A 25,999-nucleotide genomic window follows, 5' to 3' on the forward strand; every position below is an offset into this window, starting at 1 on the left:
TGGGCGCCGCGCCGTCAGCGCGTGCCGCTCACCGCGTACTCGGCCAGGTGCGCCACGGCGGCCCGGCGATCCACAATGGACCGCAGGATCTCACCGACGCGCACCGCGGTGTTGGACAGCAGCGACGACGTGATGCCGTGCGTGTGCTCGGTGCCGCCCTGCAGGTAGAGCCCGCCGCGCACGGCGGCGTCGGTGGTGATGCGGTAGTCGCGCTCCACGCGCAGCCGGCCTTCCGCGTCGCGCCGGCAGCCCGCGGCGAGCTCTCCGAGCAGCGGCGTCGGGTCCGCGGGCAGGTACCCGGTGGCGTAGACGACCGCGTCGGCGTCGAGCACCGCGCGTTCACCGGTGGTCAGCGATTCGACGGTCGCGCGCACGTGCGTGCCGTGGTCGGTCACGTCCACGGGCCGTGAGACGTTGAACAGCCGCAGCCGCTCCACGCCGAGCACCTTCTCCTGGTACACGCGGCGGTAGAGCTCGTCGATCAGGTCGAGGTCGACCGCGGAGTAGTTGGTGGCACCGTGGTAGCGCATGAGCCGGTCCTTCACGGGCTCACTGGCGCCGTAGAAGTGGTCGACCGCCTCCGGGTCGAAGATCCGGTTGGCGAACGAGCTGTCGTCGGCCGGGCTGTAGCCGTAGCGCGCGAAGACCGCGCACACCTCGGCGCGAGGGAACTCGTCGTGCAGCAGGGCCGCGACCTCGGCCGCGCTCTGGCCCGCGCCGACCACCACGAACCGCTTCGGTTCGCTGCCGCGCAACCGTTCGACGCGCGGCAGCAGCTGGCTGTTGTGCCAGATCCGCTCACCGCCGGTGACGCCCTCGGGCAGGTTGGGCCGCAATCCCGTGCCCAGCACGAGGTTGCGGGCGCGCAGCTCCACGATCTCGTCGCCGGATTTCGCGCGGACGTCGAAGAAGACCACCTCGTCGCCGTCGCGGACCGGCTCGACCGAGAGCACCTCGGTGCCGTAGGACACGACGTCGTCGACCTTGGCGGCCGCCCACTCGAAGTAGTCGTGGAACTCGATCCGCAGCGGGAACAGGTTCTTGTGGTTGATGAAGTCGATCAACCGGCCCTTGGCGTGCAGGTAGTTCAGGAAGCTGAACCCGCTCGTCGGGTTGCGCATGGTCGCGAGGTCCTTGAGGAACGAGACCTGCATCGTGGCGGTGTCGATCAACATCCCGCGGTGCCAGCCGAAGCGCGGCTGGCGCTCGAGGAAGTGCGCGGTGACCGTGTCACCGGACCCGGGCGCGGCGTTGTACTCGGTCAGCGCGATCGCGAGGGCGAGGTTCGATGGTCCGAACCCCACCCCGACCACGTCATACACCGGCACCCGGCCATCGACCACTGCTCGTGACATGAAAGTCCCCTAGCGCGGCACTGCCGCATCTCGGTTCGGCTCAGCTCCACTCGAAAAGCTCAAGCAACCCTAACCTAACTTAGGAGAGGCTCAGCTAGTACCTTGTGGGTGATGTTCGTCCCCTCGACCGTGAAAGGGATTCGCCGATGCGCGTGGCCATGTTCGGCTACCAGACCTGGGGGCACCGCACCTTGCGGGCCCTCATCGACGCTGGTCACGAGGTCGTCCTCGTGGTCACGCACCCCAAGAGCGACCACGCGTACGAGAAGATCTGGGACGATTCGGTGGCCGAGCTCGCCGAGGCCCACGGAATCCGCGCCCTGCTGCGCAACCGCCCCGACGACCCGGAGCTGCTGGCGGAGCTTAAGGCCGCGGAGCCGGAGCTGATCGTCGCGAACAACTGGCGGACCTGGCTGCCGCCGGAGATCTTCGACCTGCCGCCGCACGGCACGCTCAACGTCCACGACTCGCTGCTGCCCGCGTACGCCGGGTTCTCGCCGCTGGTCTGGGCGCTGGTCAACGGCGAACCCGAGGTCGGCGTGACCGCCCACATGATGAACGCGGAGCTCGACGCCGGCGACATCGTGGTGCAGCGCGCGGTGCCGGTCGGCCCGAAGGACACGACCACGGATCTGTTCCACCGCACAGTGGATCTCATCGAGCCGATCGTCGCGGAGGCTCTCTCGCTCATCGAGACCGGCACCGCGGTGCCGATCGCCCAGGACCGGTCGAAGGCGAGCTTCTTCCACAAACGCGCGCCACGGGACAGTCTGATCGACTGGACGTGGCCCGCTTCGGACATCGAACGGCTGGTGCGGGCGCAGTCCGACCCGTACCCCAACGCGTTCGCCTACCACCGCGGGGCGCGGCTGCGGATCGTGCGGGCGTCGGTGTCGGCCGGGCATTACGGCGGCACGCCGGGCCGCATCTTCATCAAGGAGGGCGACGGCGTGGTGATCGTCGCCGGTCCCGCGGCGCGGCGCGGTCACTCCCCCGGCCTGCTGGCGGAACGCGTGCGCACGGAGGACGGCACGGAGCTGGCGGCGGCCGACTACTTCACGACGATGGGCGGGTACCTCACCGACCGGCCGTGAGCGCGTTTTGGCGATCGGCTGAAACTGCCGGGTGAGCCGGGTTTGTCGGTGCGCCGGGTTACCGTGGCCGCAACCGTGACCCGGCGTGAGCGCGCCGGGCCCGACCACTGGAGGAACCCGAGATGGCCACCCCGATGTCCGCCGAACGCGCCCGCACTTTCCTCATCGAAGGCAGCCGCAGCGCCATCTTCGTCACCGTCCGTGCCGACGGCCGCCCGCACGCCGTCCCCGTCTGGTTCGCCGCCGACGGCGACGACCTGCTGGTCAACATCACCCAGGACAGCGTGAAAGGCCGCGCGATCGCCGCGTCGGCCGAGGTCGCGCTCACGGTGCACGACGACGTGCCGCCCTACAGCTTCGTCTCGGTGAACGGGACGGCCGAGATCGTCACCGACCCCGCACGTGTGCGCAGCGGTTCGGAACTCATCGCGCGCCGCTACCTGCCCGCCGAAGGAGTGGACCAGTTCGTCGGCTACGCCACCTCGCCGGGCAAGGTCCTCGTGGTGGTCCACCCGTCGCACACCACGGGGGTCGACGCCGTGGCCGGCTGACGCGTCTCGATCCCCGGAACGTCGCGCGGCACGCTCGCGCGCGGCCGATCCGCCGCCGCGCCGGACACGGCTCGCGAGGGCAGAACGGGCTTCACTCGCCGCCGCGGTGTTTCGCGCGACCTGACAAGCCTTCCGCCCTACGCCGTGGCCGGCTGACGCGTCAGGACTCGGTGACTTTCCCGTCCACCACTTCGAAACGCCGCGTGACCGAGACGGCGTCGAGCATGCGGCGGTCGTGGGTCACGAGCAGCAGTGTGCCGGGGTAACGGTCCAAAGCGGACTCGAGCTGTTCGATCGCGGGCAGGTCGAGGTGGTTGGTGGGCTCGTCGAGCACGAGCAGGTTCACCCCGCGCGCCTGCAGCAACGCGAGAGCGGCGCGCGTGCGCTCGCCCGGCGAGAGCGTGGCCGCGGGGCGCAGCACGTGCGCGGCTTTGAGGCCGAACTTCGCGAGCAGCGTGCGGACCTCGGCGTCGGGCAGTTCCGGGACCTCGCGCGCGAACGCGTCGGCCAGCGGGACGTCGTCGAGGAACAGCCGGCGCGCCTGGTCGACCTCGCCGACGACGACGCCGGGGCCGAGCGCCGCGCTGCCCTCATCGAGCGGCAGCCGGCCGAGCAGGGCGGCCAGCAGCGTGGACTTGCCCGCGCCGTTGGCGCCCGTGATGGCGACCTTGTCCGCCCAGTCCACCTGGAGGTCGACGGGACCGAGCGTGAAGGGGCCGCGGTGCACGACGGCACCCCGCAGCGTAGCGACGACCGCGCCGGCACGCGGGGCCGCCGCGATCTCCATGCGCAGCTCCCACTCCTTGCGCGGCTCGTCCACGACCTCCAGGCGCTCGATCATGCGCTCGGTCTGGCGCGCCTTCGACGCCTGCTTCTCCGTGGCCTCGCTGCGGAACTTACGGCCGACCTTGTCGTTGTCGGTCTGCTTGCGCCGCGCGTTCTTGACGCCCTTCTCCATCCACGAGCGCTGCATCTGCCCGCGCGCCTCCAGCGCGGAGCGAGTGGTGGCGTACTCCTCGTAGTCCTCGCGCGCGTGGCGGCGCGCGACGGCGCGTTCCTCCAAATAGGACTCGTAGCCGCCGCCGAACGTGTTCACCTGCTGCTGCGCGAGATCCAGCTCCACCACGCGGTCCACGGTGCGGGCGAGGAACTCGCGGTCGTGGCTCACGAGCACCGTGCCGGCGCGCAGGCCGGTGACGAACCGCTCGAGACGGGTGAGGCCGTTGAGGTCGAGGTCGTTGGTGGGCTCGTCGAGCAGGAAGATGTCGTACCGGCTCAGCAGCAGCGACGCGAGCCCGGCGCGCGCGGCCTGCCCGCCCGACAGCGAGACCATCGGCTGGTCGAGGTCCACGGCCAGCCCCAGCTCCGCGGCGACCTCGCCCGCGCGGTCGTCGAGGTCGGCGCCGCCGAGGGCGAGCCAACGGTCGAGGGCCGTCCCGTACGTGTCGTCGGCGCCGGCGACACCCTCGGTCAACGCTTCGGTGGCGGCGTCGAGTTCACGCTGCGCTTCGGCGACCCCGGTGCGCCGCGCGAGGAACTGCCGCACCGACTCCCCCGGCCGCCGCTCCGGCTCCTGCGGGAGGTGACCGACGGTGGCCGTCGGCGGGTTCAGCCGGATCCCCCCCGACTCGGGCGGCTGCAGGCCCGCGAGGGTGCGCAGCAGCGTGGACTTGCCGGCGCCGTTGACGCCGACCAGCCCGACGACGTCGCCGGGAGCGACGACCAGGTCGAGGCCGGAGAACAGGATGCGGTCGCCGTGGCCGGAGGCCAGGCCCTTCGCGACGAGTGTTGCGCTCATTTCCCGGCTGATTCTACGGGTGCCGCTCCGCGCCGCCGACGCGCTCCCAGTGTGTCGAGTGTCGTCTCGGTCACTGAACGTGGGTAGCCTGGGCGGGTTACGTACCACGGAGCAGTGAGGTCGGTGAAAGCGATGGCGGAACCCGCCACGTCGGTCACGCTCGGCCAGCGCACGAAGCAGCGGGAACCCCGCTCGGCGGCGCCGCGGCCGACGGTCAGCAGGCGCCGCGAGGTCAGCCACGCGAGTGCCCGGTCCCTGTTGATGACCGTGCTGGGCGAGTACGTGCTGCCCCGCGACCGTCCCGTGTGGACGTCCATGCTCGTCGAGGCGCTGGGGATACTGGACATCGAGGAGAAGTCGGCGCGCCAGGCACTCGCGCGCTCGGCCGCCGAGGGCTGGCTGGTGTCCGAACGCGTCGGCCGGCGCGTGCGCTGGTCGCTCACGCCGCCCGGCCGTCGGCTGCTCACCGAAGGCGCGGAGCGGATCTACGCGTTCGGGCGCGAGGCCGTCGCGTGGGAGGGCCGCTGGCTGATGCTGATCGTGTCGGTGCCCGAGGCCAAACGGGACCTGCGCCACCGGCTGCGCACGCGCCTGACGTGGGCCGGGTTCGGCTCGCCCGTCGCCGGCGTGTGGGTGAGCCCGGACCCGGGCCGGCAGCACGAAGCGCAGCAGATCGTTGCGGAGCTGCAGCTCGACGCCCAGGCGATGTCGTTCACGGCCGCATACGGCGAGGTCGGCGAGCAGGAGAGCATGGTCGAGCGGTCGTGGGACCTCTCGGAGCTGACCGACAGCTACGAGGACTTCATCGACCGCTTCACCGGCCTGCGCCCCACGGGCGACCCGGCCGTCCTGCGCGCGCAGACCGAGCTGGTGCACGAATGGCGGCGCTTCCCGTTCCTCGACCCGCGGCTGCCGGCCGAGCTGCTGCCCGCCGAGTGGAGCGGGCGCAAGGCGAGCGAGCTGTTCCACCGAAAGCACGTGGAATGGCGGCCCGCGGCCCAGGCGTACTGGGACAAGCTGCTGGACAACGAGGAGAACGCGTGACCCGGCTCGACCGCGAAGACGGCCTGGCGGTGCTGACGATCGACGCGCCGCCGCTCAACCTCTACACCGCTTCGCTGCAACGCGACTTGCTCGAAGCCGTCGCCGCCCTGGAAGCCCAGCCGGCGCGGGCGTTGCTCATCCGGGCCGAGGGCCGCGTCGTCAGCGGTGGCGTGGACGTCGCGCTGTTCGACGCGCAGGGCTCGCCGGCCGAGGCGAAGGTGTTCTTCGACGAGCTGCTCACAGTGCCCGACCGCATCGCCGCGCTGCCGTTCCCCACGGTGTTCGCCGCGCACGGCCTGTGCCTCACGTGGGCGTTCGAGGTCGCCGTGGCGTGCGACCTGCTGCTGGCCGCTTCGCGGGCCAAGTTCGGGCTCGTGGAGAAGGTGGTGGGCCTGACGCCGACGATGGGCGGCACCCAGCGCCTCGCCGCCCGCGCGGGAGTGGCCCGCGCCAAGGAGTTCGTGTTCACCGGCGACACCTACTCGGCCGAGACGCTCGAACGCTGGAACGTGGTGAACCGCGTGCTGCCCGACGAGGGCTTCGACGCCGCGGCGCGCTCCTTCGCGCGCGGGCTGGCCGAAGGCCCCACCCGGGCGCACGCGGCCACCAAACGTGTGCTGGCGCACTTCGAGCACGGTGGTGTGCCTGAGGCCAACGCCCACGTCACCGCGATCGCCGCCGAGCTGTTCGACACCGACGACCTGCGCGGCGCGGTGAAGTCGTTCCTCACCGAAGGGCCCGGCAAGGCGAGCTTCACCGGCCGCTGAGGCCTCAGCGCGGCAGCTGCCCCACGTGGTCGACGATTCCGTAGCCGACCACGGCGCCCTGCGTGGTGCCGAGGTAGGTGAAGGTCTTCGCGTCGAAGACCAGGGTCACGCCGTTGCCGGGCCAGGTGATGCCGACGCCCGGGCGGCCCGCCGCGTCGGTCACGTGGTCCACGGCCTGCAGCCCGGGCACCTTGGCGGCGGCGTCGAACAGGGCGGCCTTCGTCTGCGGCGGCAGGTAGGTCTCGCCGACGAGCATCTGCACGTCCTTGCCCATCGCGTTCACGTCGCCGGCGTCGCCGCTGTGGTTCTTGTTCAGGTAGCCGATCATCGCGGCGGTGGTGGTCGGCAGGTCGGTCCGGTACGCCGGCACCACGACGCACGGTTCTTCCGTGCCGTTGGCGGCCGGGTTGTTGGCGCCCTCGACGCGGTACTCGCCGTCGACGCAGGCCGGCAAGGGGAAGGCCTGGCCGTCCTGCTTGACGTAACCGTCGTGCTTGCCGTCGGCGGAGATCCAGGCTTCGCGGTCGCTGTAGGCGTACTGCGTTTTGACGTACACGAACTGGTCAGGCCGCGGCGGCGTGTCGGGCAGCTTCAGGGCCTCGGCCGCGGCGCCGTGCAGCACGCGCACGGGGTCGGCGGCCGCTTGCGGAGGGGTCAGCGGTCCGTCTCCGGTGGGCGCGAACGAGACTACGGCGGTGATGGCCGCCGCGAGCCCCAGCGTCGCGGCACCGGCCCGCCGAAGGCGTTTCCCGGTCTTGCGGCGAGGTTCGCTCGCGGCAGCCGAGAGCAGCCGGGCGCGGGCGGCGCCCAGCTCGGCCAGGTCGGGCAGCGGGACGTCGGCCGCGCGGTCGCGGACCAGCCGCAGCTCATCCATGGGACGGAACCTCCTTCACGTCGGGGTGTTCGGCACCGCCGAGGGCGGCGCGCAACTGGCGGCGGGCGCGGTTGAGCCGGGACCGCACGGGCCCGACGGGTATTCCCAGCGCCTGGGCGACCTCCTCGTAGGAGAGCTGCTCGGCGGCGATGAGCAGCACGACGTCGCGGTCTTTGGCGTTGAGGGCCGCCAGCGCCGCGCCGAGTTCCGGCCCGCGGGCCTGGGCACTGACCTGCACGGCCACGCGGTCGGCGTGCCCGTCGACCGCGGCCTGCGGGCCGACTGCGCGCAGCAGGCGGTACTGGCGCACCTCGTCGCGGCGGTGGCGGCTCACGATGTTGGTCGCGATGCCGTAGAGCCACGGCCGCGCGTCGGACCGGGTGCCGTCGTAGTGAGCCCGTTTGCCGAACGCGACCAGGAACGTGTCCGCCAGCGCGTCGTCGGCCACGTCCCGGCCCAGCCGCCGCGCGAGGTAGCGGTGGATGTGCGGTGCGTGCCGGTCGAAGATGGCGGCGAACAGGTCGGGCTCGGCCACGGACCGGCCGATCACCCCCGCGTCGTCCATCGATCACCCCTTCTCGGATGCAGTGTCACGGGTTATCCGCAGAAGCCGCCATTCGAGTTCATTCAGCGGGCTGAACACGTTTTTCGAATGCGAATTATGTCCACGTTCCTGCTTGACGTGAGGTGGTCTGGACCATGACACTGGTGCGCAGCGCTCACCGGTGATCGAGATCGACGACGACCTCCCTTCCCCCTCACCGAGGAGAGCCATGTCCTTTCGGGCCCGAAAACTCGCGTCGCTGGTCGCGACGATCCCCGTTGCTCTGGGACTGCTGGCGGCACCGGTCTCCGCCGCTCCGGCCACGTTCACCCACCCGGGCGTGCTCGTGAGCCGTCCGCAGCTGGACTTCGTGCGCGCCAACGTGAACGCCGGCGCGCAGCCGTGGAAGAGCGCGTACGACCAGATGATGGGCAGTAAGTACGCCTCGCTCACGCGCACGGCGAAACCCCGCGCCGTCGTGGAGTGCGGCTCGTACTCCAACCCGAACAACGGCTGCACCGACGAACGCGAAGACGCCATCGCCGCCTACACCGACGCCCTGGCCTGGTACATCACGCAGGACGCGCGCTACGCACAGAAGGCCATCGCGTTGATGGACGCGTGGTCCGCGACGATCACCAGCCACACCAACAGCAACGCACCCCTGCAGACGGGCTGGGCCGGCGCGTCGTGGTCGCGCGCCGCGGAGCTCATCAAGTCGACCTACACGAGCTGGCCCAACGCCGGCCGCTTCGCGACGATGCTGCGCAACGTCTACCTGCCCAAGCTCCTGGCCGGCTCCAACAGCAACGGCAACTGGGAGCTCGTCATGACCGAGGCCGCCGTCGGCATCTCCGTGTTCCTCGACGACAAGTCCAGCTACGACTCCGCCATGACCCGCTACCGCAACCGCGTCGCGGCGTACGTGTATCTGTCTTCGGACGGCGCCCTCCCGAAAACGGTGCCCGGCAGCGGACTGTCCACCCGCGACCAAATCGTCAACTACTGGCAGAAACAGTCCACCTTCACCACCGGCCTCACCCAGGAAACCTGCCGCGACTTCGTCCACACGGGCTACGGCATCGCCTCCATCGCCGACGTCGCCGAAACCTCGCGCATCCAGGGCCAAGACCTCTACGGCACCGACATCGGCGAACGCCTCCGCCAGGCCCTCGGCTTCCAATCCAAGTACGAACTCGGCGCCGCAGTCCCCTCGAACCTCTGCGGCGGCTCGTTGAACCTCGGCCTGGGCCCGGTGACGGAGGTGGGTTACAACGCGCTGCATGGGCGCCTCGGCATCGCCATGACCAACACCCAAGCCCTGACGGAACGCCAACGCCCGGCGGGGACGAACAACCTGTTCGTCGCCTGGCAGACGTTGACGCACGCTGAGAACCCGAACTGAGGTTGGGTGGTCGACGCCCCGGGGTTCACCCTCTGTGGCCGGGGTTTCCGCTGCTCAGGCCGCAAATATGGACCTCCCTGCAACCCCCCGATCGCGACCCGCTACAGTACTCACATCGCGCTTCACGGAGCACCTCCGAGGAGCACGGGTCCGGGCTGTGGCGCAGTTTGGTAGCGCACTTGACTGGGGGTCAAGGGGTCGCAGGTTCGAATCCTGTCAGCCCGACCGGGACAAAAGGGACGCTTGAGCGGTAAAACCGCAGCTCAAGCGTCCCTTTTGCGTTCATGGGTCATCGCGGTCATGATCCCCGCTGGGGACCATTTGGGGACATGCCTGACTAAGTGCCTGACTACGGTGCCCGGACCCTTCTGCCCACGATGCCGTCCATCGCCGTCGCAGCCTCAACCATCACCGGCCGAATCTGGCGCCTGCAGACCTGCCCAGTCACCGCCATCCCGCTGTGCCCGCACAGCCGCGCGACGCACGGGTTGCACACCGTAGACTTTACCGCTTCTGACCTGATCCACTGTTGGGCGGTCAGTACCGCAGCTGATCGGGAAGCACTGGACCGGCTGCCACCTGCCCCGTACGGGGATCGACCGTGACGAGTTCGGTGGATCCATCGTGATCACCAAGCCACGCGTGGCAGTGGATGCCCTCGGAGTCCGCGCCCGTGATGCTGAGGCCGTCGAGAGCCAGCCGAGGCGATTGCCATGCCAGGCCATTGACGCCGACTGCTACCAAGTCGAGGTCATTGGCCAGCAGCAGAAGCTGGTGTTCCTCGTCGGCGACTACGTGTTGCACCTGGTCCTGGACGATGACGGCACCGTCGATCGGCGAATCGACGCGGATGAGGTAGGCCATCCCTTCCGCGACCACACACAGCTGCCCGGGCCCGGGGCAGGCGAAGGTCTCATCGACTTGACCGAGCCCGCCGTTGGCGAACATACCGAGCCACGCTGGCCCCTCCGCGGGCTCGACTCGCGCGATCAAGGCCGTCCGAGATTCGAACACCGCGCGCGGGTGCGCCCGGCCGTCGGTGTCCACCTCGACGATCGGGCAATCCCAGGTCCCGTCAGGCGGGAACGGCGGGTCCACCTCGACCGTGTAGTTCGGTTCGAAGCCGAAGGTGTGGAACCGGCGGCGGTCATAGCTGTCCATCAGACGCTCTCTTGCTGGGTCTCTGGCATGAAACCTGTGATCCGACCGGTGATGTGCGACAGACTTCCGCCATCTGATGTGCATCGCCTAGCGTGATTGCAGGCGGTGATGTCGCGCTGTGGGGGGAACGCGCCCCCGGCTGCGCATCGCGTTGGTGGCGGGTGTTGAGGATGGCTTGGAGTTGTAGCCAGGTCGGGTCGGTCGTGGTTGCAGTGGTCACGGTTGCTAGGTCGTCTGCCGCCCACGCGCGGGTTCCGTCGGTCGTGACGAGCTGGTCCCACAAAACGCCATCGTCGGGAACCTCGGACGTGGCGTCCACAAAAGCTATGACGGCGTCTCGCATCGCACCACCGTTCAACGCTTCCGCATTCGCGGCGTCAGTGCGCACGGAGACGAGCGCCAGATCCCCCGCACCGCCGGCGACGACGAGGTCACCGCTGCTGAGAGCGCACAGCCCTGTCACCGGGAGTCCCCCAGTACGTCATGCTCCACGGCCTGCTGATCGTCCACGCCAGCAGGTCGAGGCATCCCGGGATCGAGGCGAGATCAGCGTGGAGGTACCGCTGCCTCAGTTCGCTGCCCGATCGCCCACCCTGTCGCATGTCGGTCAGGGAGTGCTCCACGTCGCTCGCCTCCAAGGCAACCCCTACCTGGGCGTGTCTTCATAGAAGACTGGGTGATGTCCCAGAAAGTCAGCATTCCAGACACCAGCTTGTCGCGCCGGCTCCTCGAGCTGGCCGAGGATTTCCCGGGCCTCTTGGTCCCAATCGGGACCGTGCATCAGGAGGTACCGGGCATAACAGAGCCTGGAGCGCACATCCTTGACCCCGAGCGCGAAGAGTCTTTCGTATGTCGTCTTGACCACATTCACTGGGAGACTGAGCCCGACGTCGTAACGCAATACCTCACCGAGGCGGTATGCGGGGGTTTCAGCCTTCACCAACCTAAGAAGCGCATCGGAAGCGCGGTCCCAATCCTGTGGCGTCCAGGTTTCAGAGGGGTCTACGTGTTCAGCCTGCCGCGAATACTCCCGGGCAAGTTCGATGGTGTCGTTCCACATTGAGTCATGTCCTTTTAATTCATGGTGTCGAAGATCGATTCGCCACGGCACAACGCAACACGATCCGCGCTCGCAGAGCGGCCCCGTTCATCCTACACCGACAACCTTTCGATGTTCGGTATCGAAGTTTTGGAAGGCTGCCAAGAAGTCTCATGCCAACATTCTTCCCCACGTCGTTGAACAAGTTTCGTTATGGCGAATATGAAGGCACATACATACAAGATGGCGAAGATGACTATCCCCCACGTCGGAACATTCCACAAATGTAGCGTGTGCCTGATCGGCGCGAGTGACTCCGATAAGATGCCAGCATGAACGATACATGGCGACGTGTGGAACTGCCAGGCGGGCGCTCCTTCCAGGCCCGCCGGGACAGTCCGGTGGACGCAGCGTTTCCCGAACACGGTGATGCTGACGTGCCGATGCCATGGAGCCTGGGCATGCTCGGCGACCTCATGTGGATGCGCCTGCCCGAGACCCGCCCGATCCTGGCCGAGCACATCGCTCGAGAGGTCGAAGACGCGATGGACGCGGGCCGCGAGCTCATGATGCTGGTCGGCAGCATCGCCCCGGACGCCCTGTGGTACCCCGTGATGGAGCCAACGCTGGAAGCCTACCCTCACACCAGAGATCGGGTCGCGGCCCAGCTGATGGTTGTCTGGGAGGCTTATCACGCCGAACACCCTGATCGAGACGCCACACAGTACGCGCTCGAGCAGTACGTTTTCATCAATCTGCAATATCCCCCGTACCGCGGCATCGTCGAAGAAATCCTTCCAGATCTGGCGACCCTGCTGGCGTCGCGAGAGTGGATGTGAACGACGCTCCGGGGAATTCACGCCTCGACGAGAGGTGTCGGGGTTCCCGCATACTACTCGTCTTCCTTTGTTGCGCGCCAGGTAATGACCAAAGCCGCTGCCCCGCACCCTCGGCACCAGCCGCTTCTCAACCACGTATAAGTGGGGCTCTTCGTCCATCCCGTCGACCTGGCGCCAGCCCGATCAGGTCTGTCAAGGGGGCACCTTCCACCTGTTGTGAGCGTGCCTGCGGTCCCCTTGACAGACCTGATAGCCCTTGTGGAGGTCGACGGGATGGACGACAGGCACACACGAACGCAACCGTCCTGCTCTTCTCGACCATCCTGGAGACCTGCCAGTCCGGCGAGGACATATCATTTTCTTTTCGCCTCTCCGGCCCACACGGAATCACGCTTTCGGCCCACATATCCCCTGCTCGGTAACAGTTCTTTGTCAGTGCCTGGTGTCGCCATCGACAGCATCGGAGCTGACGGGCAGCGATTTCGACAAGATCCCGCCGTCATGGGCACGCTTCGGTGTAGAGCAGACGTGCCGCTGGGTTGGTTGGCGACCGCGTCGGTGCGACCGGCCACTGGGAAGTGGCACATGGCGGACACCCCGGTCACGCAGCGGTTCGAGTCGGCGATCAAGGAAACGATCCTGGAGGAGTCGCCGGCAGCGGCGAAGCTACTCCAGCGTCGTCCGGTGCCGTACTGGCTGACGAGGCGGCCGGGCTGGCTGAAGCAAGGTTGCGACCTCGTCACACTGGTGCAGTGCCGCCAGGTCCGCGGCCTGCTGCTTGGCCACTTCGGTGAGGTCGTGCTCGCCGGTGACGTCGCGGTGCGCGTCCTCGACGGCAATGTGCTCGTTATGGGCGTCGATGCGCGCGCCGAGCTCGTGCCGCCACTCGCGCGAGAGCCGCCAATGGGTACCCGCCACGGCATGTACCACCGCGCGTCCTCGTCGGGGCTCACGGAACCGGCTTCGTTTACGGACCTGTCAAGACGCGCTTGATTTCCGAAACCCTCGGAGTTTCACGCTGGGTGAGCTCGTTACCGAAGTTTGGTTCCGTCCGGCATCCGGGATACGGCGGAATGGCGAACTCGGAAAGAGCGACGAACAAGAAATTGATTCACCTTCGTACGAGGGGTCGTAATCCCGCTGGAACAGGTGTAGGCAGGAGTCGCGGTGGGTCGTGGAGGTGTCGGATGGACACTGGTGGGCTGCCGGGGCGCGGTTCGTCCGCCCAGGTTGCCGTGCTGAGCGAGACCGGGCGCACGCGCGTCTGCCGAGTGTCCCTCGGGAAGCGGACCGTGGTGTGCAAGCAGCCGCTGGGCCCGGACGCACCCAAGCGGCTGCGGCACGAGCGCGCGATGCTGGAACGGCTTCGCGGGATTCCGAATGTCGCACAGCTGCTGGACGCGCCACGCTATGCGGGGTCGATCGTGCTGGCGGACGCGGGCGGCCGAAGCCTGGCCGGACGGGCGGAGCCACTTCCCGTCGACGTCCTGCTCGGGGTCGGGCTCGGGGTGGCCCGAGCCGTGGCGGCGATGCACCGGCGCGGGGTGTTGCACCGCGACATCACCCCCGCGAACATCGTGCTCTCCCCCGACGGCACTCCGTGCCTGCTCGACTTCGCGCTGGCCACCTCCCTCACCGACCCCCCTCCCCCCTCCCCCGGCCGCAGCGACATCGTCGGAACACTGGCCTACCTCGCGCCCGAGCAAACCGGGCGGACCGGCCGTCCGGTCGATCAACGCAGCGACCTCTACGCCTTGGGGACCACGCTCTACGAACTGGCGACGGGCGCGCCGCCGTTCGGCTCTGGGGACCCGCTGCGCCTGGTCCACGACCACCTGGCCCGGGTGCCTGCACCCCCGGTCGAGGTGAACCCGGCCCTGCCCTCGCCGCTGTCCGAGATCATCCTGCACCTGCTGGAAAAGGAGCCGGACAACCGCTACCAGACCGCGGAGGGTGTCATCGAGGACCTGGAACGGTTGCGCGACGCCTCGGCCGGGCGAGCCACGGAACCGATCCGGATCGGGCACCACGACTTCCCGCGCCGGCCCGTCGCCCCGGCCCGGCTGGTGGGGCGCGATACCGAGGTGACCGCGTTGCAGGCGGCGTTCGAGGACGCGCTGGCGGGCCAGTGCCGGGGAGTGCTGATCGGCGGCGCGGCCGGAGTCGGCAAAACGGCGCTGGTCCACGAGCTACGCCCGGCGGTCACCAGCCGAGGTGGCTGGTTCCTGGCCGGCAAGTTCGACCAATACCGGCGCGACCTGGAATTCGACGGGGTGTTCCAGGCGTTCCGCGCGCTGGGTCGGCTGCTGCTGGCCCAGCCGGAGAGCGAGCTGGCCCAGCTCCGGCATCGGATCACCGCCGCGATCGGCCCGAACGCGGGCCTGCTCACCGCGATCGTGCCGGAATTCGCCGCGCTTCTGGCCGTGCCGCCCGACCCCGGCGACCCGCTCACCGCACAAGTGCGCGCGCAGCACAACAGCGTCCAGCTTCTGCGCTCGATCGCCTCCGCGGACCGGCCGGTGCTGCTGTTCCTCGACGACCTGCAATGGGCCGGCCCCGGCCCGCTCGGCTTCGTCGATCTCCTGCTCGACACCGACCCGATCCCCGGCCTGCTGCTGATGGGCGTGCACCGAGGCAACGATGAGGAAACGGCACAGCCACCGACGCTGTCGCGATCACGCGACCGGCCCGGCGTGCGGTACCTGCAGCTGGAGAACCTGCCCACCTCAAGCCTGATCGCCCTGGTCGCCGAAATGCTGCACGCCGACGCAGCCGCGGCGGCGGGCCTGGTCGAGGTGATCGCGCCAAGCACGCGCGGCAACCCCTTCGAAACCGTGCAGCTGCTCACCGCGCTGGCTCACCACGCCGTCCTCACCGCGACCTCCGCGGGATGGCAATGGGACCCCGCAGCGGTGCGCGCCCACCTGGGCCCGGCGGAGGGCGGCCACCTGCTGACGTCGCGGATCCGGGCCCTGCCGCCGCCTTCGCGGCAGCTGGTGGAGGCGATCGCCTGCCTGGGTGGGCAAGTCGAGACAGAGGTGCTGCAGACCGCCACCGGCGAGCCGGCGAACGTGGTGGCACAGCGCCTGACCCCGCCAACCGATGAGGGTCTCCTCCTGCTGGAACGCGGCGCCGTGCGGTTCCGCCACGACCGCATCCGCGACGCCATCCTGCGCGGGCTCAGTCGCCGGCGGCGAAGCGCCTTGCAACTGGCCATGGCACGACGGCTGGCAGGAGCACCCGGCCTGTTCGCGGTCGCCGCCGAGCAGTACCTGCCGGTGCTCGACGCGGTCGAGGACCTCGCGGAGCGGCGAGAGGTGACCGAGCTGCTGCAGCGCGCGGCCGGTCAGGCTGCGCTGATCGGCGATCACACGCTGGTGAACGCGCTCCTGGTGGCCGCGTTGCAGGTGGTCGACCCCGCGGAGACCGCCTTGGCGCTCGAGCTGCGCACGGCCCGGCAGGCAGCGCTGTTCAGTTTGGGCCGCCTGGTGGAGGCCGACGAGGAGTACCGGGAGATCGAACGGGTCTGCCCGAGCACGCTGGACCGCGCGGGCCCGACCGCGATCCACGTGCGCAGCCTCAGCCACCAGGGCCGGTTCGGGGAGGCGATCCGCCTGAGCCTGCAGTCGCTGCGAGAGTACGGGCTCGTCGTCCCGTCGGCGGAGCGGCTCCCCACCGAAATCGACCGGCGGTTCGCCCTCCTGCACCACTGGCTGGAGCACAGCGAACCCGCCGACGACCTGGCCCGGCCGGACCTCACCGACTCCGTGCTCCTGGCTGCGTCCCACGTGCTGGACGCGGCTTTCCTGGCGGCCTACTTCGCCGCCGATTACGCCTCGGTCGCGTGGGTCGGACTGGAAGGCTTGCGGATCTGGATCGAGCACGGCCCCTGCCCCGCCTTGCTCGGACCCGCCGGCGCCGCTGCCTACTGCGCCGTCGCGCAGCGCGGCGACTACGTCGGCGGATACCGGGCGGCACGGCGGCTCCTGGCGTGGGCCGAGGCCCGCGGCGCCGAGCCCGGCACTTCGCGGGCGCGCCACAGGTCCGCCCTCCTCAGTTGCTGGCTGGAGCCGATCGAGAACGCAGTCCACGAAGCCCAGCGGGCCCGGGAGGGGCTGATCGCCGGGGGCGATCTGACGAACGCCAGCTACACCTACCTCTTGACAGTGCGGTCCCTGGCGGACTGCGCCCCCTCGCTGGAAAGCCTCCTCACCGAGGTCGACGGTGGGCTGAACTTCGTCCACCGGACCGGCAACGAGCAGACCGGACAGGTACTCGAGACCTACCGTTGGCTGGCCGACGTGCTCTGCGGCGAGAGCCCTGCCGACCCGATCACCCTCGACCGGTTCACCGACAACCCGCTCGCGCTTCTCCACGCGTATCTCGCCCGCGCGATCGCCGCCGCCGTCTCGGGGGATCTGGCCGGTCTGGTCCGAGAGAGTGCGGCGGGAATGCGGCTGCTCCCGGTTGTCGCCGGCTTCTACCCCGCCGCCGTGGTCCGCGCGCTGCACGGGCTGGCCCTCGCCGAGCGGGCCCGCGCGGCCGACGGCGACGAACGCGCCGCGCTGCTGTCCGACCTCGACGAGGTGACAAGCTGGCTGGCGGCCCGCGCCGCGGACGCCCCGGACAACTTCCTGCACCTGCTGCGGTGGGTGGAGGCCGAGCGGGCCTGGGCGGCGGGTGATGTGCAGGCCGCCGAGCTGGCGTTCGACGCGGCCCGCAGCGAGGTCTCCCGCCGCTCCCGGCCCTGGCACCGTGCGTTGATCACCGAGCGCGCCGCACGCTTCCACTTGGCCCGCGGCCTGGACCACGCCGGTCGCGAACTGCTCGCCCAGGCCCGTCGGCACTACGCCGCCTGGGGCGCGAGCGCCAAGGTCACCCAACTCGACTGGGCCTACCCCACCCTGCGACGACACTTCGAGGCGAGCCTCGGACCGGCCGTGAACCAGCCCGGCGAGCTGCTGAACCAACCCGGCGCGGTTACCACGGGCACCCTCGACCTGCTCGGCATTCTCTCCGCGTCCCAGGCACTGAGTTCCGAGACCAGCATCGAGCGCCTGCACACGCGAGTCGTCGAGGTGCTCAGCGCGATGACCGGGGCCACCGGCGTCCGCCTGCTGCTGTGGAGCGACGAACTGCAGAACTGGTTGCTGCCCGAACCCACGGGCACCCCTGGTGACGACCGCGCGGTGCCGATGTCGGTGCTGCGCTACCTCCGCCGGACCGAAACACCACTGGTGGTCGACGACGTCACCCACGATGAACGCTTCGCCCGCGACCCGTGCTTCACCGACCTCCCCGGCTGCTCGCTACTGGCCGTACCCATCCTCAGCCGCGCCACCCTACGAGCCGCGCTGCTGCTGGAAAACCGCCTGATCCGCGGCGCGTTCACCACCGACCGGCTCGACGCCGTCAAACTCATCGCCGGCCAACTCGCCGTCTCGCTTGACAACGCCCAGCTCTACGCCCAGCTCACCGCCTCCCGAGCCCGCATCGTCACCGCCGCCGACCAAGCACGCCAACGCGTCGAACGCGACCTGCACGACGGCGCCCAGCAACGCCTGGTCGCCCTCACCCTGCGCGTGCGCGCGATCCAAGCCGAAATGCCACCCGACGCCGGCCCCCTCACCACCGAACTCGACAACCTCGCCACCGAAACCACCGGTGTGCTGGACGAGCTACGTGAAATCGCCCATGGCCTCCACCCCGGCATCCGGGCCACCGGCGGACTCGCACCGGCCGTCCGCGCTCTCGCCCGCCGCTCACCGATCCCGGTCGAGCTCGACCTGCACCCGCTGCCACCCCTACCCGAACCCATCGAAGTCAGCGCCTACTTCATCATCGCCGAAGCGCTTACCAACGCGGCCAAACACGCACGCGCGTCCTCGGTCACCGTCACCATCGATCCCGACCCACCCACCGGCATCCTGCGCATCACGGTTCGCGACGACGGCGTCGGTGGCGCCGACCTCACCCAAGGCACCGGGCTGCTCGGCCTCAAAGACCGCGCCGAAGCCATCGGCGGCCGACTCCACCTCCAAAGCCCACCCGGCGCGGGCACCACCCTGCACGTGAACCTTCCCCTCGCGGGACCGGACCAGAGATCACCCCGACCAACCAGGGCACCGTCGAACCATGACCTGGGCTGACATGTACCGGGCGCGGACACTAGCGATCCTGACCGTGCCGATAGTCACTGAACTGCGGCGGCGAAATCACTGATTCGATTTTCGACAGCCGCGCCAAGAGCCGCGAAACGGCGAACAAGATCAACGGGAACCATCTTCAGGGAGATAACTGCCGACTACTTCTGCTCCATCTCGCCCGATGCGCTCTACAACGTCTACGAAGAGCCCAAAGAGCTCACCATTGGGCAGTTATCGGAGTCCGAAGAGCAAGTTCGGCAGCTTTTGGAGGGCGAGCAACCCCTCTTGCCTACTACCCTGTCTGGCCGGCGACCTGCTGCGCGCGCTGGGGTACACGGTGTGGACGAGATCCTCGGTGGCACTTCGCCGCTCGACCGCCTGGGCGAGCTGCTCACTGCCGCGGGGCCGCCGGCCGAGCGGGTCAACGCGGCGTGGCGGCACATCGCGGACCCGGCCCGGCTGCCCCACCTGCAGCTGTTCTTCGCGCGGTTCGGGATGGCCGCAGGCGTGCCGGGCCGGCACCCGGAGTTCCTTGCGCAGATGCGCGACCGGTGGATCGACGTCGTTGCGGACGCGCTGCGGAAGGACGCCGCGATCAGCCGGCCCGAGGACACCGCCACCGCGGTCGTCGCGTTGTGGCGGGGGCCGCAGATGCTGCTCATCTGCGGTACGCCGCAGGTGACGGTCGACGACGTGCACGCGCACGGTTGTGGTCGCCAGCGTCGTCCACTCGTGAGAACGGGCGGTGAACCTCCGTTGCTGGCCGCAAGGCACCCGGATTAGCTGCTGGTGCCACGGACGGGCACACCTCGCGCGCCTACGCTGAGGTCCACTGTGGACTCGTCCCTCAGAGGTTCTCGGTGAAGAAGCCCGCCAGTTTGTCCACCGCCGGGCCCACGTACTGCTCCTTGTCGTAGAGGTCGACGTGGCTCGCGCCTTCGACGTGGTGCAGTTCCTTGGGTCCGGTGGCCTTCTGGAACGCCTCGACGCTCATCCACGCGGTGATCGCGCGTGTACCGACGATCATCAGCAGCGGGCGAGGGCCGATCAGCGGCACGGCGGCGAAGGCGTCGAACGTGGCGAACTTGTCGACGCTCGTCCAGTCGAGGAACTCGGCGGAGCGCGGGTGGTGTCCGCGCGTGGTGCGGTAGTACTCGAAGCCCTCCGCGCCGTGCTCCCCGCCGAGGGCGCGGGCCTGTTCGACCGTCTCGGGGAACAGCGTGAGCGGCGCGGGCTTCTCGCCGGCGGCCGCCACGGTGCGGGCGTGGGCGGCGGCGTCCAGCATGCCTCCGAATACGGCCGCGTCCTGCGTGCCGTCGGCGCCCAGGCGGAACTGGCGGGCGATGTCGACGCCGCTGACCGTGGCGACGGCCTTCACGCGGCGGTCGCTGCCCGTGGCTGACAGCACGTAGCCGCCGGACGCGCAGATGCCGAGCTCGCCGATGCGGCCGGCGTCCACTTCGGAACGGGTGGTCAGGAACGACACGGCGGCCTTGAAGTCCTCCACGCGCTGGGCGGGGTCTTCGAGGCCGCGCGGCTCGCCGCCGCTCTCGCCCTGGAAGGCGGCGTCGAACGCCAGCGTGACGAACCCGCGTTCGGCCAGGCGGGTCGCGTAGAGCCCGGCGGCTTGCTCCTTCACGCCGCTGCCGGGGTGGCCGACGATCACGGCCGGGCTCGGGCCGTCGGCCTCGGCCGGAACGTAGAGGTGGCCGGCCGAGCCGGACGCCGGCGCTGTCGAAGGTGACGTCGATCTTCGGCACGGGGTGCTCCCTGGGAATCTGGGCCCGGCGGGGTGCCGGGGCCTTGCTCCACGATCCGGCCGTATCCGCGGGGCCACCAGAGACGGGTTTCCGGGTGGTCAAGATCCTGGCCCTCTTGCGCGCGGCGGGCCGGGCGCAGAATGAACCCATGACCACTCCGTCCGGCTGCGCGCGGCTCGGCGACTTCCTCAAGGCGCGCCGCGCCCAGCTGACCCCTCGCGACGTCGGGCTGCCCGAAACCGGCACGCGCCGCAAGGTCGCTGGGCTGCGCCGCACCGAGGTCGCACAGCTGGCCGCGATCAGCGTCGAGTACTACACGCGGCTGGAACAGGGCCGCGTCCAGGCGTCGGCGACGGTCCTGGCCACGCTCGCACGCGCCCTGCTGCTCGACGACGACCAGCAGACCTACCTCTACGACCTCGCCGGCAAGGCCGACGCCCGCCCGCGCCGCCGTCGCACGGTCCAACGGGTGCGGCCCGCCATCCGGCGCCTGCTCGACCAGCTCACCGAGACCCCCGCGATCGTCCTCGGCAAACGCCTCGACATCCTGGGATGGAACACCGCGGCGACCGCCCTGTACGTCGACTTCGCCCAGGTAGCGTCGGCGCGGCGCAATTACGTGCACCTGATGTTCAGCGAGCCGGCGTTCCGCGCCCTCCACCCGCACTGGCAGAACGACGCTCGGGTGGCCGTGTCCGCCCTGCGGATGGAAGCGGCCACCGACCCCGAGGATCCGGAGCTGGCGCGCCTGGTCGGCGAGCTTTCCGTGCAGGACGGCGACTTCCGCACGTGGTGGGCCGAACACCGGGTGACCAGCGCGGGCTTCGGCACCAAGAACTACCGGCACCCGCTCGTCGGCGACCTCACGCTCGACTGCGACACCTGGCTCAGCCCCGACGACTCCGGCCAGCGCCTGATGGTCCTCACCGCCGAGCCCGGCACCCCGTCGCGCGACGCGCTGGACATCCTGCTGTCCTGGAACGCCGAACACTCAGCGGCCGAGCGATGACCTGGACCGCTTCGGAACTGGCTGCACTTTCGGCCTCGGACTTGCTGAAGCTCAGTGCGGGGTCCTACGGTGACGCCTGGGTGGAGGTCGGTTTCGTCCTCGTCGACGGCGCGCTGTTCGTCCGCGCGTTCCGTGGTCCCGGGTCCCGGTGGTTCCAGGCCGCGTCGAACCACCACCGGGGCTGCATCCGGATCGCCTCGCTGAGCCGCGCCGTCGCGTTCGCTGCCGACGGCGAGGATCCGGTCGATATCGACGAGGCTTACCGCGCCAAGTACGGAGCCGCTTCGCTCGTCACCACTGCCCCCGCGCGAGCGGCGACGCTCCGGATCACCCCGGCGTAGCGCGATCGGCCGGCAACGACAGCGCTCAGCAGTCCTGCTCGTCGACGCGGTCGACGAGCAACGTCCGGAGGAGACTCACCGATGCGGGAGGCTCGGGGTGGGCCCGGCCCCACGCCGTGATGGCCCCGGCGACGGCTTTGATCTGTTCCGTGGTGGGGGTTATCGAACACGATCGCGGTCCCCAGCAGTCGCCACGCCGACTGCTCCACCACGGCATCGTCACCTTGCTGAACTGCGCGAACGCCGTGCCGATCACGGCCATCACCGCACCGGCCGTGAACATCGAGCCCTGCCCAGCGCCCCGACCATCCCGCACACCAGCGCCACCCCGGCGGCGACGGCGACCTGACCCGCCACGGCGCCGAGTCCCGGACACAGGACGCGCCGATGACTCCGCTCACGTCCTCACCTCCCCGATCCGCAGCAGAAACAAGCTACGCGGGAACTGGTATTTACTCCACTGTGGACGGACGCGGCCGGCAGGTCAGCACGTGAGACTGCGCGCGAGGACGTCCTTGCGCACCTTGCCCATTGCGTTGCGCGGCAGCTCCGGCACCAGCTCCAGGCGCGTGGGCCAGTACCACTCCGTCATGCCGAGCGTGGCGAGGTGGTCACGCAGGCCGGCGAGCGTCGGCGGCTCGGCAGCGGCCACGACGACCGCCGCGGGCAGCTCGCCGCCGGAGGTGTCCGGGTAGCCGACGAGCGCGACGTCGCGGACGGCCGGGTGCTCCAGCAGCGCGGACTCCACGTCGGCCGCCGGGATCATGAGCACGCCGCCGATGCGGTCGGCGTCGCGGCCCAGGAGGCGGATGCCGCCGCGGCCGTCGGGGATCGCGAGGTCACCCGTGTCGTACCAGCCGTCGTCGTGGTCGGCCGGCACGGTGAGCTCACCGGTGTCCCGCCCGACGGTGGCCAGGCAGACGGTGGCACCCCGGACGTAGAGCCGGCCCGGCCGTTCCGCGGTGATTTCCCCCAGGTCGGACCGCAGATCGAGTTCGCTGCCCCGGGAGATCCGGCCGACGCTGTGCAGCGCCCAGTCCGGCGGGTCGTCGGCGCGCATGAGGGTGCCGCCGCACTCGGTCATGCCCCAGCACGTGCGCAGCGGCACGCCCAGGACGCGGGCGACGTCCGTGACGAGCGCGGGGGGAGTCGCGGTGCCGAGCGTCGTCACGGTGCGCAGCCGGCCGGGCCGCGCGTACGGCAGCAGCTGGGTCAGGAACACCGGCGCGATCAGCAGCTGTGTCACGGCGGTGTCTTCGAGGTAGGCGCCGATGGCCTCGGGTTCCCAGCGGTCCGAGACGACCCCGCAGCCGCCGGTGAGCAACGGGCGCATGAGGCAATGGAAGATGCCGCCGGTGTGGGTGAGGGAGTGCGGGGTGAAGAACCGCTCGGCCGGCCCCTGGTCGTCGGCCGTGACGTGCGCGGGGGCGGTGGCGTACTCGGTGTTGAGCGTGTGCAGCGCGCCCTTCGGCCGGCCGGTTGTGCCGGAAGTGAACAGCACCAGGCACACCTGGTCGGGATCCGGCCGGGCGTCCTCCAGGGCGACGGCGTGCCGCGTTTCCCACGGTTGTCCGAAGTGCTTCGTGAAGTCGACCTCGTCCGCCGCGACCCGCGAGCCCAGCACGACCCGGTGGCGCAGCTTCGGCAGCCGCGGGGCGATCTCCGCCAGCGCCGCCGCGTGGTCGTAGCCGTCCCAGACGTCGGCCGTCACGCACACCGAAGCGCCGACCCGGGCGAGCACGCGCTCCAGCTCCCGCGACCGGATCGCCGGCATCACGGGCGCCACCAGCGCGCCGACCCGGAAACAGGCCAGCAGCAACGGATTGACCTGCCACACGTTCGGCAGCTGCACAGCCACGACCTGCCCCGGCCCCACGCCCAGCTCGGTCAGCGCCCCGGCGTACCGCTCCACGCACCGCGCGTACTCGCGATAGGTCAACCGCGTCGTGTCGCCCGTCGTCGTCCGAAGCGCGACGAGGGCGGTCGCGTCCGGAGTCTCGTCTCGCCACCGCACAAGGTCCTGCAGCGGATTTCCTTCCCGCCACACCCCTTCCGCGTGAAACCGGTCCACAACGGACGGTGGCGGTCTGAGGCTGAACACCGTCCGTCCCGGTCCTGGCGTGAACACGTCGGTGATGGCCGGCCCCTTCGGCTCGCAGGCGGTGAACGGCACGACCACGCTACGGTCCCCGCCCCACCCGGCCCGAGGCCCCGCCGGGCAGAGTTTTCCGGCCGACCGGGCAACGCGATCCGCCCTTCGCACGGATACCTCTCGAATCGAGGGGGGAACCGATGCCGACCCGACCAACGCCGAGATCAAGGCGGCCGGACGATGGCTGGAGAAGCACGACGTCCCGGCGAGTCGGCTTCACGCCGTTGCTCGCGCGGCGGCTCGGCGTGCGCGCAGGTGCGCGACCCGGGCCGACGTGGTCCGGAACGCTCGCCGGCCTGCTGGTGATCGCGTTCGGCTCGTTCGCGATGCAGTTCTTGGCACTGCTGCCCGGAATCGACCACGACGACCTGCCCGAGGGCCGCGCCACCTTCTGCCTCTTCGCCGGGCTGCAGCTCACCCTCTGGCTGCCCGTGCGGTGGGCCGACCGGCGAACCGCGGCCTGGCTCGGCGCCACGACGCCCGCGCAGCGACCTTCATGGCACGAGGTGCTGAACGGGTGGTACGTCGCGGCCGCCGTGGTCACGTTCGGCGGCGGCGCGGGCCTGGCGGTGGCGATGGTCGTGTCGTCCGGCAGCGTCTGGGCGCTGCTGTGGCTCGGGCTGCTGACGCTCGGTGCGGTCGTGGTGGCGGCGGTGCTGATCGGCGTACTGACGCGGCCGGTGCTTGCCGGCGACGAGCTCTCCCGCTCCGTCGACGGAATCCTCCGCCGTAACGAGCCCTACCTCGCGCTGCCGGCGTTCTACGCGCTGCCAGTGCTCGCCGACCTGGCGACGACCAACCGCCAGCCGCCCGGGTTCGTGCCGTGGCTGATCGCGTACGTCGTGGGTCGCCGTCGGCGCGCAGGCGGCAGGGCTGGTCCGGCACCGGCGCCGGGCCCTAACCGTGGCCGCGTGAGGCGATGGCGGGCGTCTCGGACCGGAAGCTGTGCCCGAGCTGCTCGCCGAGGCCGAAGTAGTGGCGGAAGTTGTAGATCAGCGGGCTCCACTTCGCGGGATCCACGTGCTGGGTGGCGGGCACGACCAGCTCCGGCGAGCAGTGCACCCGCAGCACGTCGGCCTCGATGACGAGGAACCCGGCGCGCTCGCGGACGGCGGCCGCGCGGGCTTCCGGCTGCAGCGGGCATTCGGCGATGCGCGGCGGCCGGACCAGCTCGGCCGGTTGCGGCCGCAGACCGGCCGCGGCGAACTTGTCCGGCTCGTGCCGGAATCGGTCGCGTTTGTGCTCGGGCACCGGGTCCGCGCCCGTGAGCGGGGCGAGCCGCTCCACCACGGCCCACTGGCCGGGGCCGGGCAGGTTGATCACGAGGTCGGGACGCGAGGTGAGGTTGCGCGCGCCGTGGCCACTGCGGGCCAGCCCGAGCACCACGACCTCACCGAGCGCCCAGGCCGACGACATCGGCGTGATGTTCGGGGAGCCGTCGGCGTTTTCCGTGGTCAGCAAGGCGACCGGAGTCCCGAAGTACAGGATGCTGGGGGCAATCGCGACATGATCGTTCACGAGCGCCCACGCTAGGGGCGCGGCGCTTCGGCCCCGGCCGAAGCGATCGGCGGCCTCAGAACTCCTCGGCGATCGACGACCAGAAGCGCAGTGCCGCTCGTTCCATTTCCAGCCCGAGCCGTAGCGGGATCATGCGGCGCGCGTACTTGGCCTCGGAACCGAACCGGCGCTGCATGTCCTCGTACACGGAGATGCGTTCTTCGTGCTGTTTGATCTGCTCGCGCGCCAGGTTCACGATGTTGCCGGAGTCGCCGAGCTCGTTGAAAAAGAGCTTCATCTCGGCGATGTCGCGCATCTCGAAATGCTCGTGCGTGGGCGCGGCGAGCCACGCGCGCACGGCTTCGCGACCTTCGTCGGTGAGGCTGTAGACCTTGCGCCGGCGCCCGGTCTGCTCGGTCTCGACCTCCAGCAGCCCCATGCGCTCCAGCCGCTCCGGCTCCGAGTACAGCTGCGCGTGGGGGAAGGACCAGAAGTACCCGACCGAGTGCCCGACGGCGCGCTTGAGGTCGTACGGCGTGGACGGGCCACGCAGCCCGATCGTCCCCAGCACGACGTACGAAGTCGTGCTCAACCGTCCGCTTGACATGCCTTCGACCCTACCG

22 protein-coding genes and 1 tRNA gene are annotated in these 25,999 nt (G+C 70.0%); 12 read left to right on the forward strand and 11 right to left on the reverse strand.

The features are described from left to right. Nucleotides 1-14: 14 nt before the first annotated feature. The gene (locus tag AB0M56_RS04065) at nucleotides 15-1,355 is read right to left on the reverse strand and encodes a lysine N(6)-hydroxylase/L-ornithine N(5)-oxygenase family protein (RefSeq protein ID WP_364170868.1); all 1,341 of its coding nucleotides are present in this window, start codon (nucleotides 1,353-1,355) and stop codon (nucleotides 15-17) included. A 146-nt stretch (nucleotides 1,356-1,501) separates the two neighbouring features. On the opposite strand from AB0M56_RS04065, the gene AB0M56_RS04070 reads away from it, so the two are divergent. Next, nucleotides 1,502-2,449: a methionyl-tRNA formyltransferase gene (locus tag AB0M56_RS04070; protein WP_364170870.1), complete on the forward strand. Its 948-nt coding sequence runs from the start codon at nucleotides 1,502-1,504 to the stop codon at nucleotides 2,447-2,449. Between the two features lie 122 nt (nucleotides 2,450-2,571). Next, a complete protein-coding gene (locus AB0M56_RS04075; protein ID WP_364170871.1) occupies nucleotides 2,572-3,000 on the forward strand; it encodes a PPOX class F420-dependent oxidoreductase in 429 nt (142 codons plus the stop codon). Between the two features lie 160 nt (nucleotides 3,001-3,160). Here the strand turns inward: AB0M56_RS04075 and AB0M56_RS04080 are convergent, their stop codons facing one another. Continuing rightward, nucleotides 3,161-4,798 (reverse strand): ABC-F family ATP-binding cassette domain-containing protein, encoded by a 1,638-nt coding sequence (locus AB0M56_RS04080; RefSeq protein ID WP_364170873.1) that lies wholly within the window; start codon nucleotides 4,796-4,798, stop codon nucleotides 3,161-3,163. Between the two features lie 132 nt (nucleotides 4,799-4,930). Here AB0M56_RS04080 and AB0M56_RS04085 point away from each other — a divergent pair, with 132 nt between their 5' ends. Continuing rightward, complete coding sequence (locus AB0M56_RS04085) at nucleotides 4,931-5,842, forward strand: PaaX family transcriptional regulator C-terminal domain-containing protein (RefSeq protein WP_364170875.1); 912 nt, start codon at nucleotides 4,931-4,933, stop codon at nucleotides 5,840-5,842. Further along, on the forward strand, nucleotides 5,839-6,609 hold the full coding sequence (locus AB0M56_RS04090; RefSeq protein ID WP_364170877.1) for an enoyl-CoA hydratase/isomerase family protein: 771 nt from the start codon (nucleotides 5,839-5,841) through the stop codon (nucleotides 6,607-6,609). Before AB0M56_RS04085 ends, AB0M56_RS04090 begins: the two co-directional genes overlap by 4 nt. 4 nt (nucleotides 6,610-6,613) lie before the next feature. On the opposite strand, the gene AB0M56_RS04095 is transcribed toward AB0M56_RS04090, so the two are convergent. Together AB0M56_RS04095 and AB0M56_RS04100 are read right to left on the reverse strand one after the other, a co-directional pair. Beyond that, nucleotides 6,614-7,483, reverse strand: coding sequence for a CU044_5270 family protein (locus AB0M56_RS04095; protein ID WP_364170879.1), 870 nt, complete (start codon nucleotides 7,481-7,483; stop codon nucleotides 6,614-6,616). After that, nucleotides 7,476-8,048: an RNA polymerase sigma factor gene (locus AB0M56_RS04100; RefSeq protein WP_364170881.1), complete on the reverse strand. Its 573-nt coding sequence runs from the start codon at nucleotides 8,046-8,048 to the stop codon at nucleotides 7,476-7,478. The genes AB0M56_RS04095 and AB0M56_RS04100 overlap by 8 nt, the downstream gene beginning before the upstream one ends. Before the next feature lie 208 nt (nucleotides 8,049-8,256). Between AB0M56_RS04100 and AB0M56_RS04105 the strand changes: the two genes are divergently transcribed. Beyond that, nucleotides 8,257-9,432 (forward strand): alginate lyase family protein, encoded by a 1,176-nt coding sequence (locus AB0M56_RS04105; RefSeq protein ID WP_364170883.1) that lies wholly within the window; start codon nucleotides 8,257-8,259, stop codon nucleotides 9,430-9,432. A gap of 151 nt (nucleotides 9,433-9,583) precedes the next feature. After that, a tRNA-Pro gene (locus AB0M56_RS04110) sits at nucleotides 9,584-9,657 on the forward strand. A gap of 312 nt (nucleotides 9,658-9,969) precedes the next feature. Here the strand turns inward: AB0M56_RS04110 and AB0M56_RS04115 are convergent. After that, entirely contained in the window at nucleotides 9,970-10,593 is a 624-nt protein-coding gene (locus AB0M56_RS04115) for a hypothetical protein (RefSeq protein ID WP_364170885.1), read from the reverse strand. A gap of 646 nt (nucleotides 10,594-11,239) precedes the next feature. Further along, nucleotides 11,240-11,653 carry a hypothetical protein gene (locus AB0M56_RS04120; RefSeq protein WP_364170887.1) on the reverse strand — a complete coding sequence of 138 codons (414 nt, stop codon included), beginning with the start codon at nucleotides 11,651-11,653 and terminating at the stop codon, nucleotides 11,240-11,242. 311 nt (nucleotides 11,654-11,964) lie between these two features. Here AB0M56_RS04120 and AB0M56_RS04125 point away from each other — a divergent pair, with 311 nt between their 5' ends. The 4 genes from AB0M56_RS04125 (at nucleotide 11,965) to AB0M56_RS04140 (ending at nucleotide 19,400) form a co-directional block, all read left to right on the forward strand. Next, entirely contained in the window at nucleotides 11,965-12,471 is a 507-nt protein-coding gene (locus AB0M56_RS04125; RefSeq protein WP_364170889.1) for a hypothetical protein, read from the forward strand. A gap of 585 nt (nucleotides 12,472-13,056) precedes the next feature. Then, nucleotides 13,057-13,464, forward strand: a complete 408-nt coding sequence (locus tag AB0M56_RS04130) for a hypothetical protein (RefSeq protein ID WP_364170891.1) — start codon at nucleotides 13,057-13,059, stop codon at nucleotides 13,462-13,464. A 194-nt stretch (nucleotides 13,465-13,658) separates the two neighbouring features. Further along, nucleotides 13,659-18,620 carry an AAA family ATPase gene (locus tag AB0M56_RS04135; RefSeq protein ID WP_364170893.1) on the forward strand — a complete coding sequence of 1,654 codons (4,962 nt, stop codon included), beginning with the start codon at nucleotides 13,659-13,661 and terminating at the stop codon, nucleotides 18,618-18,620. A gap of 336 nt (nucleotides 18,621-18,956) precedes the next feature. Continuing rightward, complete coding sequence (locus tag AB0M56_RS04140) at nucleotides 18,957-19,400, forward strand: hypothetical protein (protein WP_364170894.1); 444 nt, start codon at nucleotides 18,957-18,959, stop codon at nucleotides 19,398-19,400. 64 nt (nucleotides 19,401-19,464) lie between these two features. Here AB0M56_RS04140 and AB0M56_RS04145 read toward each other — a convergent pair whose 3' ends face one another. Beyond that, on the reverse strand, nucleotides 19,465-20,283 hold the full coding sequence (locus AB0M56_RS04145; protein WP_364170896.1) for an alpha/beta hydrolase: 819 nt from the start codon (nucleotides 20,281-20,283) through the stop codon (nucleotides 19,465-19,467). Nucleotides 20,284-20,525: 242 nt separating this feature from the next. Between AB0M56_RS04145 and AB0M56_RS04150 the strand changes: the two genes are divergently transcribed. Further along, on the forward strand, nucleotides 20,526-21,386 hold the full coding sequence (locus tag AB0M56_RS04150) for a helix-turn-helix domain-containing protein (RefSeq protein WP_364170898.1): 861 nt from the start codon (nucleotides 20,526-20,528) through the stop codon (nucleotides 21,384-21,386). After that, nucleotides 21,383-21,727: a DUF2255 family protein gene (locus AB0M56_RS04155; RefSeq protein WP_364170900.1), complete on the forward strand. Its 345-nt coding sequence runs from the start codon at nucleotides 21,383-21,385 to the stop codon at nucleotides 21,725-21,727. Before AB0M56_RS04150 ends, AB0M56_RS04155 begins: the two co-directional genes overlap by 4 nt. 25 nt (nucleotides 21,728-21,752) lie before the next feature. Here AB0M56_RS04155 and AB0M56_RS04160 read toward each other — a convergent pair whose 3' ends face one another. The 4 genes from AB0M56_RS04160 to AB0M56_RS04175 all read right to left on the reverse strand — a co-directional run bounded on the left by AB0M56_RS04160 (nucleotide 21,753) and on the right by AB0M56_RS04175 (nucleotide 25,983). Beyond that, nucleotides 21,753-22,010, reverse strand: coding sequence for a hypothetical protein (locus tag AB0M56_RS04160; protein WP_364170902.1), 258 nt, complete (start codon nucleotides 22,008-22,010; stop codon nucleotides 21,753-21,755). A 201-nt stretch (nucleotides 22,011-22,211) separates the two neighbouring features. Then, nucleotides 22,212-23,741 (reverse strand): AMP-binding protein, encoded by a 1,530-nt coding sequence (locus AB0M56_RS04165; protein ID WP_364170903.1) that lies wholly within the window; start codon nucleotides 23,739-23,741, stop codon nucleotides 22,212-22,214. Nucleotides 23,742-24,776: 1,035 nt separating this feature from the next. Further along, nucleotides 24,777-25,397, reverse strand: a complete 621-nt coding sequence (locus tag AB0M56_RS04170; RefSeq protein ID WP_364170905.1) for a flavin reductase family protein — start codon at nucleotides 25,395-25,397, stop codon at nucleotides 24,777-24,779. A gap of 55 nt (nucleotides 25,398-25,452) precedes the next feature. Next, nucleotides 25,453-25,983, reverse strand: a complete 531-nt coding sequence (locus AB0M56_RS04175) for a PadR family transcriptional regulator (protein ID WP_364170907.1) — start codon at nucleotides 25,981-25,983, stop codon at nucleotides 25,453-25,455. Nucleotides 25,984-25,999 lie beyond the last annotated feature (16 nt).

The sequence above is a fragment of the Amycolatopsis sp. NPDC051372 genome, from assembly GCF_040682095.1.
Lineage (GTDB): Bacteria > Actinomycetota > Actinomycetes > Mycobacteriales > Pseudonocardiaceae > Amycolatopsis.

Bases quoted from the DNA above. Each gene is read 5' to 3' on its own strand.
- AB0M56_RS04065 (WP_364170868.1), bottom strand. From the start codon at position 1,355: ATGTCACGAGCAGTGGTCGATGGCCGGGTGCCGGTGTATGACGTGGTC.
- AB0M56_RS04100 (WP_364170881.1), bottom strand. From the start codon at position 8,048: ATGGACGACGCGGGGGTGATCGGCCGGTCCGTGGCCGAGCCCGACCTG.
- AB0M56_RS04175 (WP_364170907.1), bottom strand. From the start codon at position 25,983: ATGTCAAGCGGACGGTTGAGCACGACTTCGTACGTCGTGCTGGGGACG.
- AB0M56_RS04095 (WP_364170879.1), bottom strand. From the start codon at position 7,483: ATGGATGAGCTGCGGCTGGTCCGCGACCGCGCGGCCGACGTCCCGCTG.
- AB0M56_RS04085 (WP_364170875.1), top strand. From the start codon at position 4,931: ATGGCGGAACCCGCCACGTCGGTCACGCTCGGCCAGCGCACGAAGCAG.
- AB0M56_RS04075 (WP_364170871.1), top strand. From the start codon at position 2,572: ATGGCCACCCCGATGTCCGCCGAACGCGCCCGCACTTTCCTCATCGAA.
- AB0M56_RS04105 (WP_364170883.1), top strand. From the start codon at position 8,257: ATGTCCTTTCGGGCCCGAAAACTCGCGTCGCTGGTCGCGACGATCCCC.
- AB0M56_RS04150 (WP_364170898.1), top strand. From the start codon at position 20,526: ATGACCACTCCGTCCGGCTGCGCGCGGCTCGGCGACTTCCTCAAGGCG.
- AB0M56_RS04120 (WP_364170887.1), bottom strand. From the start codon at position 11,653: ATGTGGAACGACACCATCGAACTTGCCCGGGAGTATTCGCGGCAGGCT.
- AB0M56_RS04125 (WP_364170889.1), top strand. From the start codon at position 11,965: ATGAACGATACATGGCGACGTGTGGAACTGCCAGGCGGGCGCTCCTTC.
- AB0M56_RS04130 (WP_364170891.1), top strand. From the start codon at position 13,057: ATGGCGGACACCCCGGTCACGCAGCGGTTCGAGTCGGCGATCAAGGAA.
- AB0M56_RS04155 (WP_364170900.1), top strand. From the start codon at position 21,383: ATGACCTGGACCGCTTCGGAACTGGCTGCACTTTCGGCCTCGGACTTG.
- AB0M56_RS04080 (WP_364170873.1), bottom strand. From the start codon at position 4,798: ATGAGCGCAACACTCGTCGCGAAGGGCCTGGCCTCCGGCCACGGCGAC.
- AB0M56_RS04135 (WP_364170893.1), top strand. From the start codon at position 13,659: ATGGACACTGGTGGGCTGCCGGGGCGCGGTTCGTCCGCCCAGGTTGCC.
- AB0M56_RS04115 (WP_364170885.1), bottom strand. From the start codon at position 10,593: ATGGACAGCTATGACCGCCGCCGGTTCCACACCTTCGGCTTCGAACCG.
- AB0M56_RS04070 (WP_364170870.1), top strand. From the start codon at position 1,502: ATGCGCGTGGCCATGTTCGGCTACCAGACCTGGGGGCACCGCACCTTG.
- AB0M56_RS04160 (WP_364170902.1), bottom strand. From the start codon at position 22,010: ATGTTCACGGCCGGTGCGGTGATGGCCGTGATCGGCACGGCGTTCGCG.